Below are 10,038 nucleotides of genomic sequence, written 5' to 3' on the forward strand. Positions count from 1 at the left end.
ACTACACTATAAGTCCTTTTTAATTACAGCAATGCAAATTTTTTCAATTTATATTGAAGAGTACGCCTTGATATACCAAGCTCCTTAGCAGTTCTTTCTCTGTGTCCGTTGTTTCTTTCCAAGGCTTTTTGGATGGCTTTAATTTCTTCGATTTCCAAAATACTGCGTTCATCATGCTCATCGTATTTTATTTGGCTAGATATTTTTCGCCTAATTCTAAGGGGCAAATCATCTTCCATTAATATCCTTCCACTTGATAAAGCTATTGAACTTTCAAGAGTGTTTTGTAACTCTCTAACATTACCCGGCCAATTGTAATTCATAAAGATTTTCCATACTCCCGAGGAAATCTTTTCAATGTCCTTGCCCATTCTTTCATTAAATTTTTCAACAAAATGGAGTGTCAACTCCTCTATATCTTTTTTTCTATATCGTAATGGAGGACATTCTATTGTAATGACATTCAATCTATAATAAAGGTCTTCTCTAAATTTCCTAGATCTAACCGCCTCTTCAAGATTATCATTTGTAGCAGCAATAATTCTTGCTTTAAGTTTAATAGTTCTATATGATCCAATTCTTTCAAACTTTTTTTCCTGTAATGCTGTTAAAAGCTTAGCTTGCAGACTATGGTCCAAAGTTCCAATCTCATCTAAAAATATAGTTCCTCTTCCAGCCAATTCAAATTTCCCCTTTTTACTTTCAGTAGCTCCTGTAAAAGCACCTTTTTCATGACCAAAAAGTTCACTCTCTATAAGGTTTACTGGTAATACTGCACAATTGACATGGATGAAAGGTTCTTTCCCTCTATTACTTACATTATGGATATCTCTTGCTATAACTCCTTTTCCTGTACCACTTTCTCCAGTTAACAATATTGTTGTATCTAAATCCTTAATTTTATCTATTTTCTTCTTTATTTCTTCAATTTCTTTACTTCTTCCTACTAATTGTGTTTCTTCATTTCCATTATGAATCTCATTAACAATACTATCTTTAATCTTAAAAGCTTGCCTCACTTTACATATTAAATCATCGTTATCAAAGGGTTTAGTTATATAATCATAAGCACCAAGTTTCATTGCTTCTACTGCATTATTGATTGTACCAAAGGCGGTCATCATGATTACTATTATCTTTGGATTAAAACTCTTTATCTCTTCTAGTACATCAATGCCATTCTTCTTAGGCATCTTATTGTCTAAAATAACTAAATCATATTTTTTTTCTTTGAATTTTTGACATGCTTCCTCACCATCATTGGCCGTATCTACCTCATATCCTTCATAAATTAACTCTTCACGCATGACCTTCAAAATAACTGCTTCATCATCAGCAATCAATATTTTCTTTTTACTTATGTACACGTTACATACCCTCTTTCTAATAAGGTAGGTAAACTTTAAACTCTGTCCCTTCATCTAGCTTAGAGTTTACTACAATCTCTCCACCATTTTTTTCAATGACTCTCTTTACAATAGATAATCCTAATCCTGTACCTTTATCTTTAGTTGTATAGAAGGGATTAAAAATTTGATCAATTCCTTTACTACTTATTCCCTTTCCATTGTCTCTTATAGAAACTAGTACTTTATTATCTTGCTCCAAATTATAATTTTCAATGGTTATAGTTCCTTCTACTTCAATTGCTTGCACTGCATTAAATAAAATATTTAGAAATGCCTGCTGTAGCTGAACATTGTTTCCTCTTATGAGTGGTAATTCCTCTGAAAATTTCTTTTCTATGTTGATATATTTTGATTCTTTATGAAAACTTACAACATTAAAGCATTTCTCTAGAACCTCATTGATATCTAATAGGGAATATATATCTTCCTGTGTTATAAACGAATAGGATAGCATTTGCTTTATTTTTTTATCTATTCTATCTACTTCATCTATGATTGGTTCAATAAATGCATTCATCTTTGACTGATGGGATAACTTTTTCACTAAAATTCTGGCACACCCTCTTATACTCATTAAAGGATTTCTAATATCATGGGCAACACCAGCAGCTAGTTCCCCTAAAACTGCAAATTGCTTAAGCTCCTCTAATTGTCTTTCGTAAATCCTTAACTTTGTAGTATCTCTAGCAATTAGCATAATGCCCTCAACTTGGTTTTTGTTATTATTTAAAGGGCAATAGGATAAATCCATATATTTTTCTCCATATACAGTCTTCTTAAATATTCTATTTTTAGCATTACATATTTTATTATTTTCTACAACGGAAAGTATTCTATCCTCCACAACCTTTTTTTCTTCTTCTGCCACTAGCATATAGTAATTTTTTCCTATTATATCCTCAGGAGCAAGTCCAAAGACATCAAATGTTGATTTATTTGCTGAAGTAATTATTCCTTCAAGGTCAAAACACAAAATGGACACATCTGCACTATCAAAAACATTTTTAAAATAGTTTCTTTCTTTAATTATATCATTATCTAATAAAACGTTCTCATAAGTTACTTTTGTAAGGAATTTCATTATAGCTAAATCCCTTTCTGTATAACTTTTATCTAATGAACAGCATATACAGAACACCTTATAATTGGCTTGAGCTCGTACAGGAACAACGACTATATCCATACTTCTATCCTTTACCAAAAACTTATATGTAGTTCCATCCTCTAGTTTATATAAATCATCGCTTTTTTCTTGTAATAATTTTATTACTACATCATGTTCAATACTTGAATAATTTATTTCACCATCAATTAGAATCTTTCTATATTTAGTCATGGTAATAAGAGCAAAAAAATCAATTTTCAACATTTTATCAATACTTAAATCTACAAACTTTTTCAAGGTGTTCTCTACAACACAACTAACATCTGAATAAATCATCTTAGACCCTCCAGAATACAATTCTTCAAATTTGGAAGTTTCTTTATCTCTATATATTATTTTACACAATTTATTCAATCCCTTCAATTCTTTTCTTTATTCGCAGAATATAGTATGTTTTTGTTTAATATATCATTAGAAACTCTTAAGTAAATCTATGGGTAATTAACTTTCGACCCTATTTCATACCAAGATTGATAACCTATATTCTATTTAGAACCCAAAAACCGGTCAAGGTTGAAATATATTGATAATTCACACCTTGACCGACTTCTAGATTTTAAATCATATGATGGCTAATAGGTTCATAGTAATTTATTATAGTTTGTTCATGAAAATAATTATCTAAACTCACTTTCCTAGAAATCAGGGATAATCTTCTTAAGAATTTCCCTTGCCGCAATAGGGCAAGCAGAATCCATTGGTAGTTCCAATAATGACTTACCATCGCGATCAAAGGAATTCACCAATGTATCTTCAGGTAGGCATCCAAATACATCTAGTCCAATTTTTTTTACTAACTCCTCTGCAGGCTCATCGTTACGTACACGATTTAATACTAGGCCAGCATTCTTAACCTCAATACCATCTTCACCACGTTTTGCCACCTCGATAATACCAGAAGCTGTTTCCAAACTTCTAGCAGACATATCGGCAACAACTAATAATACATCAATACTCTTAAGCACTCTTCGGTTAAGCTGCTCTGGACCTGCCTCCCCATCGATAATGGTTATGTCATACTCATTGAGAAGGGCATCAATACCATAGCGCAAAAGTTCATTGACTGCACAGAAACAACCTGGTTCTTCAGGACGACCCATTGTCAACAAGTCAAATCCATTCCCACGGGATATTATACTGCGCATAAGCTCTTTCGTTGGAGCATCATCCAAATGACTTCTCAGCTGATCCCTCCCGAGTAATCCTTTGCGAAGCTCACTAACTGTTTTATCTACCTTTATTCCTAAGGTATAGGGTAAACTCATAGCGGAATCAGCATCTATAGCAAGTACCTTGTCTTTATATCTTTCTGCAAGCATTCTGATTAAAAGAGTCGCAACAACTGTTTTTCCTGTGCCTCCTTTACCAGTAATAGCAATCGATTTTATTTTACCCATCTAAATTACCTCTCTTTCTGCAGGAAGTACCTGCTATGGTCTAGGCTTTGGCTTTCACTTTTTCTTTCGAGATTCGCTTAGCTCCTACAACACTCTCCATGTATTCCGCAACGGATGCCTTCATCTCGTCTACGCTCTTGTATCTCAAGTCAATAGCATCCAATTCCAACATTAAGGTTGGGATTCCGAACTTATCCTGAATCATATCTGTAACCATCTTAGCCGCAGCAAATGTATGCTTACAACCTACATGACCGAGGAACATGGACACGTTTACATCGTAACTTTCCATGATATTGTCTACCATACTAACATAATGTTCGGCAGGACCAGAAGCACCATGAATCATTGGACTGATCATAGCCTTCTTCGCCATGGTAACCAACATATCCTCCTTGTCATGGACATCATTAAATAGGACCCCATCCTGATAGCCAAATCCATCCATTACCACAATAGCACCATATTCCGTCTCTAGCCAGCGTAAAAGTGCAGCGTTAGCCCACACCATATTTTGTAGCCAAGACACTCGATATTTTTCTTCCTTAACAGCACCCAAGCCCTTGTCAGCCCTAGCTTTACCAATGTCATATTGTTTCTGCATAAACTTTAGCATGTCAGGATGACCAGACATACTCATCATCATCTCATTGAGGACCAGAAGATGTCCAGGTAGAGGACAAGGCTTCAATTTCCTCAGGTCTGCGATCTTATTCATTAAATCATTACACTTATTGGAAATTTCAGCAACTTCGGCAAATTTATCCCAGTCCATCTTTTTGCCAGTCACTTCTTCCATAAATTTTATGAAATCTTCATACTGCTTACCTAGATACTTATAACCGCGATCATCTCTTCGGAAAGGAACATCTATACGGATAGATGGAACGTTCAAAACCTTATCTATAGCGGGATGACAAACACGGGCAGAATCACAAGGTACAGTGAAGTAAACAAATCCATCGGGTTTGACACCGTAGTCACCGCGTAACGCAACTCCCAGCTCCACCTTATCCAATCCGCACACACTGTTTGGAACATACTTCTCCGCCTCGTCTATATAAACAGAAGTAGTCTCCACATTACTGGCAATTCTAGTAGGTATCATATCTAGGAAAAAGGGTACTGCATCAAATGCATAAATCAGTTCAATTGGTCCAGGACCACCATAGAAAATAATTTTCTTACCGTTCTTATGGGCATCACGAACATCATTCCAATACGCTTTCTGTACCTCAAACATCCATAAATCCTTAGGTCTATTCTTGGTTATATATTTAATGATACTGTCAACCTGATCACAGGTATTTGAAATTAAATTTATACTCATATTTTTAGTCCTCCTTCTCAATCTTCTCAATAAAATCTTCAGTAGGAATTGTCAGCTACCTTATATTTAACATAAACTTTCTTACGCTCCGCAGTTAGCATAGCAATCTTGATCTTCTTTATCCGTCTCAATCATCTCAATAAAGGCCTCGGCACGTATTGCCAATTGTCCTGCATTTGACATTAATTCCTCACGCTCTACAGTGAGCATAGGGATATTAGCTTTTTTCATTAAATCATTGAGGTATACACCTTCACCGCCCCAACACTCACAATTATGTAACTTCTGATAGATTATACCATCTACCTTGTACTCCTTGACCATATTTGTGATAAACTCGTGCAATTCCTCATGAAGATCCAGCATACGAGGACATACAGGTCGAGTAAGATATGATTTAGCAATAGAACCAAGTATATCATCATCGTCTAGCTCTACTGGTTCCCATAGATACCTGCTTCCAAAGCACACGGCATCAGCTACAACTAGACCGCCCTTATCCTCAATTACCTTGATATACTCAGGATCATCCAAAGCACTACCGATCACCATTAAACGAGCGCGTTGGTCGGTGATTGGGGCTCTATTCTTTGCATCATCTAGGAACGCCTTTAAAAGCTCATTGAATTCTTCCTTCGGCATGGAAGTAGCTGCTAGGGTAATTTTAAGGGTATCCATACCATTTATAACTGGATTTTTTGCCATACGTAATTCATATAATTCACGGATGAGACGGCGAGTTTCATTGTACAGCTCAACAGATGCCTTTAGCTTTTCATCAGTAATTTCTACCCCTAGAAACTTCTCCATACCTTCCTTTATATCATTAAGCTCACCCTTATAGTAGTCCAAAGTAATATCCTTTATCATTCTCGGTGCTGCCAACATATGGATATAATGGTCTTTTTTATTAGGATCAATATGATTCCAGTTATCATAAATACGAGTGGCCATCATACAACCGTCGGATGTGATCAAACCATCTATATCATAGGTACCGTCTATAATGTATTGAAGACACGAACTAGCAAAGCTACAGCTCAAACTAGACATCCAGGCTTCGCCATCGCTATTGTCGCTACATCCAGTAGCTCTTACACGAATAGGCAGCATGCCTGCCGCATGAATAATTTCCTCCGGCACATGGCAACAAACTGTGCCTATAATCTTTTTCCCCTGTGCTTTCCACTCTTTCATAGATTCACTAGAAACTCTTGTGTCAAATAACTTTTCACAATTCATAATTTCACTCCTCGCTTCATATTGTTTATATCTTATTAGATATATGCAACCTTATAACTTAAAATAAATTTGGTTTAGAACAATAAACGCTTCTACATTTTTCACAAAAATATATTAAGCCTTTATTTGTGTTAATGACAATATAATAACTGCCATAATCATCCCCACAGCTATAATTTGAGATTATGGTATTCCTCCATTAATTAAGCAGATCTTCCATTTCTCTTTTCTACTAACTCCTTTGCAATAAACGCCGCACCTATTGCACCTGCAAGCTGGGTATCATACTTAGGAGCTATGGCCTTTACCCCCAGAATACGTTCTATCCTGCGAGTTACGCCAATATTCTTTACAATACCTCCAGTAATGGCGAAATCGGTTTCCATCCCATTACGTTCTAAGAGTCTCACTACCCTCAAAGCCATGGCATGACAATAAGCTGCCAGAACCTTCTGCTTAGTCCAACCCTTACGCATAAGATTGGTAGCCTCGGTCTTAGCAAAGATGACACAGGTACTGGATACCGGTGCCGGCTCTTCATCAATGTCAAAGGACATCTCGCCGATATCTTCCACATGTACGGCCAGCAAATCTGCTATTACTTCCATACCACGACCAGTTCCAGCTGCACACTTATCATTCATCACAAAGGATGTCACCCTACCCTTTGCATCACAGTGAATGGCCTTACAGTCCTGGCCACCCATGTCTAACACAGTACGTACGGTGGGCCCATAGATAAAATTCGCTCCTCGAGCATGGCATGTAATCTCTGTTATATTTTTATTGGCAAATGGTACGTTCACACGTCCATATCCTGTTCCAATGGTGTAGTTCAGATCCTCAATGGTCATATCCGTCCCCTCCATTGCCCACTTAATTGCATCTATGGCGGAATTCGGACTGTTAGCTCCCGTACGCATACTAGAATATGCATACAACTCACCATCCACCAATATAACGGATTGGGTGCTGGTTGATCCAATATCTACTCCAGCAGTTATGAGTTTGCCACGCCAATTCGATATTTCAGGATTCTTCCAATTAGATTCTTTCCATCTCCAATATTCAACTTCGTTCATTGTATGTTCGACCTCCCTTTTTAATGTAGCTTTTATGTCTTTATACATCCTCTATGCCATAGAGAGCTGCGCCAATGGCACTTATATAATCGGTATCCTTGGATACGAAGATATCTTGTTTAAATACATTTTCCATACACTGAACTAAGCCCTCATTATGACCCACACCACCAATCAAAATTACATTGTCCATAATGCCAATGCGGCGAATAAGGGAAGCTATACGGTTACAAATACCAGTGTGAATTCCGTAGGCAATATTTTCCTTACTCTCCTGCTGATGTATAAGGGAAATCACCTCTGATTCCGCAAAAACTACGCATTGAGCATTTGTAACGATTTCCTTAGTATGTCTTAGAGAATATATACCCATCTCTTCGGTTTTAATTTGCAGCGCCCGAGCCATAGCCTCAATAAAAGTACCAGCACCGGAAGCACATTTGTCATTCGTCTCGTATTTTTTGACCTTACCATCCTCCGTCAATCTGATAACACGAGAGCTTTCGGCGCCCATGTCAATGATAACATGAGTATCCGGCTTCACGAAACGTCCACCCTTTGCTGCGGAATTAACCTGATTCACCGTTGTATTGGCAAATTCAACAATATCCCGCCCAGTCCCAGTAGCAACAGTACTCTTAACATCATCCCTCTGGATTCCCCCGTCGGTCAAAAGCGATGCGTATACCCTCTCTGCAGCTTTATTAGCATCAAATTCGGTGGCAATTTTTGCCTTAGCAATCACCTTGCCATCCTTTAGTAAAACTCCTTTTGTATTCTGACTTCCGCAATCAATTCCCACTGTAATCATTTTCATTTTTCAACATCTCCTAAAGTAGCTTATATAAATTTATATCTCATATTACTCACTTTATTTTCCCTTGAATGTAGGAAATTGTTTAACTATACTAGCTTTTGTAAACTTACAAATCTTTGATTTAATACAACTTCCCCCCTTTAATTAAGTATTAGTACAAACTGCTTTCTGTTTTTGGTTTTGGTTTTGTTCTAGCCCTTACATTTCACTAACTATAATAAGCAATTTATGTGCCAGATATAGTTCAATTCTAGATTTAACTAAACATAATAAATATACAAGCCATTCACCCATTTGCTTTAGCTCATTTTGAACTTATAAGATAGAAAATACTAATTATGTATTGGTGCTTCCCAAATTTATGCAAAATTACATTTGATTTTTTTTGTACAATACTTGCACAATTTGTGAAAATATTTCACAAGTATTCTTTAACATAAAATATACTAATTAACCTTATATGATAGTAAATTAAATTTTGATAAATTATCCATTATCTAAAAACAAAATAATAATAGATTTGCAGTTGTCTACCAAATCACATAGAGCTTGTCTATCTTATACATTTAAAGACTGGTATTAGCATGCTGTCAAAATAGTATAACTTTTACTTATAAATCCAAATAAAAAACAAAGCTTTTTTGAAATTCCTTGGGTAATCAAATGTAAATTTTTACGTATTCTATTAAATCTTGAACTGTTCCTTAAACGTGGAGATAAGTTTTCAATAATATATGTTTTTAGGTTTTGATATTACTTGAGAAAATTGCTTAACTCTTACTTAAAAGAATTGTATAGTATATATGGTATAGCCTTTAGGATTTTTAAAACCACATGGAATCCCCGATTTTTATAGAACACAATTATGCAATTTTCTCAATTATCAAAAAGAACAACTACAATATCATTATATCACTTATATAAGAGGACACAATAATACCCATAATACCTTCACAAATGGTGGAAATGTTTTTCAAATTCCCGAAAAATATTTTGTGTGAATCTATTTGATACTAAAAAAGACAAACTCCTGCATAAGAAGGAACTTGTCTTCGCAGTACCTATTTCTATCCTTGACTTGATGCAACTTCTTTTAAAGCTTCAACAATATTCTCAGCATTATCTAACGCTTCCATGAATGCAGGAACAACTTGATACAAATCCCCAACAATTCCAAAGTCAGCAATTTTAAAAATTGGAGCATCTGGGTTTTTGTTAATAGCAACAATTGTATCGGAATTTTGCATACCAGCCATATGCTGAATTGCTCCAGAAATACCACAAGCTATATATAGTTTTGGTTTAACAGTGGTACCAGTTTGACCTACTTGATGGGAATGATCAATCCATCCATTGTCAACGGCTGCACGAGATGCACCTACTACCCCATCTAATTTATCAGCTAATTCTTTTAGAAGGTCAAAACCCTCAGATTTTCCTAGTCCACGTCCACCAGCTACAATCACATCAGTATCTGTTAGGGAAACCATTTCTTTCTTAGTTTTTACTATTTCCACAACTTCTGTTCTTACATCTTCCTTAGTTAATTTCACTTCAAGCTTGATTACTTCACCTTTTCTTGAGTCATCTTTATGA

General features: G+C 35.8%; 8 protein-coding genes. All 8 read right to left on the reverse strand.

From position 1 onward, the window contains the following. Positions 1 to 23: 23 nt before the first annotated feature. Entirely contained in the window at positions 24 to 1,367 is a 1,344-nt protein-coding gene (locus tag N4A31_00265) for a sigma-54 dependent transcriptional regulator (protein ID MCT4634668.1), read from the reverse strand. Positions 1,368 to 1,383: 16 nt separating this feature from the next. Then, a complete protein-coding gene (locus N4A31_00270) occupies positions 1,384 to 2,850 on the reverse strand; it encodes an ATP-binding protein (GenBank protein ID MCT4634669.1) in 1,467 nt (488 codons plus the stop codon). A gap of 359 nt (positions 2,851 to 3,209) precedes the next feature. Next, positions 3,210 to 3,971, reverse strand: a complete 762-nt coding sequence (locus N4A31_00275) for an AAA family ATPase (GenBank protein ID MCT4634670.1) — start codon at positions 3,969 to 3,971, stop codon at positions 3,210 to 3,212. 40 nt (positions 3,972 to 4,011) lie between these two features. Next, complete coding sequence (locus N4A31_00280) at positions 4,012 to 5,301, reverse strand: 2-hydroxyacyl-CoA dehydratase family protein (protein MCT4634671.1); 1,290 nt, start codon at positions 5,299 to 5,301, stop codon at positions 4,012 to 4,014. An 81-nt stretch (positions 5,302 to 5,382) separates the two neighbouring features. Beyond that, positions 5,383 to 6,543, reverse strand: a complete 1,161-nt coding sequence (locus tag N4A31_00285) for a 2-hydroxyacyl-CoA dehydratase family protein (GenBank protein MCT4634672.1) — start codon at positions 6,541 to 6,543, stop codon at positions 5,383 to 5,385. A 203-nt stretch (positions 6,544 to 6,746) separates the two neighbouring features. Then, positions 6,747 to 7,673 (reverse strand): benzoyl-CoA reductase, bzd-type, subunit Q, encoded by a 927-nt coding sequence (gene bzdQ / locus N4A31_00290; GenBank protein MCT4634673.1) that lies wholly within the window; start codon positions 7,671 to 7,673, stop codon positions 6,747 to 6,749. Further along, positions 7,666 to 8,442: an acyl-CoA dehydratase activase gene (locus N4A31_00295; GenBank protein ID MCT4634674.1), complete on the reverse strand. Its 777-nt coding sequence runs from the start codon at positions 8,440 to 8,442 to the stop codon at positions 7,666 to 7,668. Before N4A31_00295 ends, bzdQ begins: the two co-directional genes overlap by 8 nt. A gap of 1,067 nt (positions 8,443 to 9,509) precedes the next feature. Continuing rightward, positions 9,510 to 10,038, reverse strand: a 529-nt coding sequence (locus N4A31_00300) for an electron transfer flavoprotein subunit alpha/FixB family protein (GenBank protein MCT4634675.1), incomplete at its 5' end; no start/stop codon positions are given.

The organism is Rickettsiales bacterium, from assembly GCA_025210695.1.
Classification (GTDB): Bacteria; Pseudomonadota; Alphaproteobacteria; order Rickettsiales; family CANDYO01; genus CANDYO01.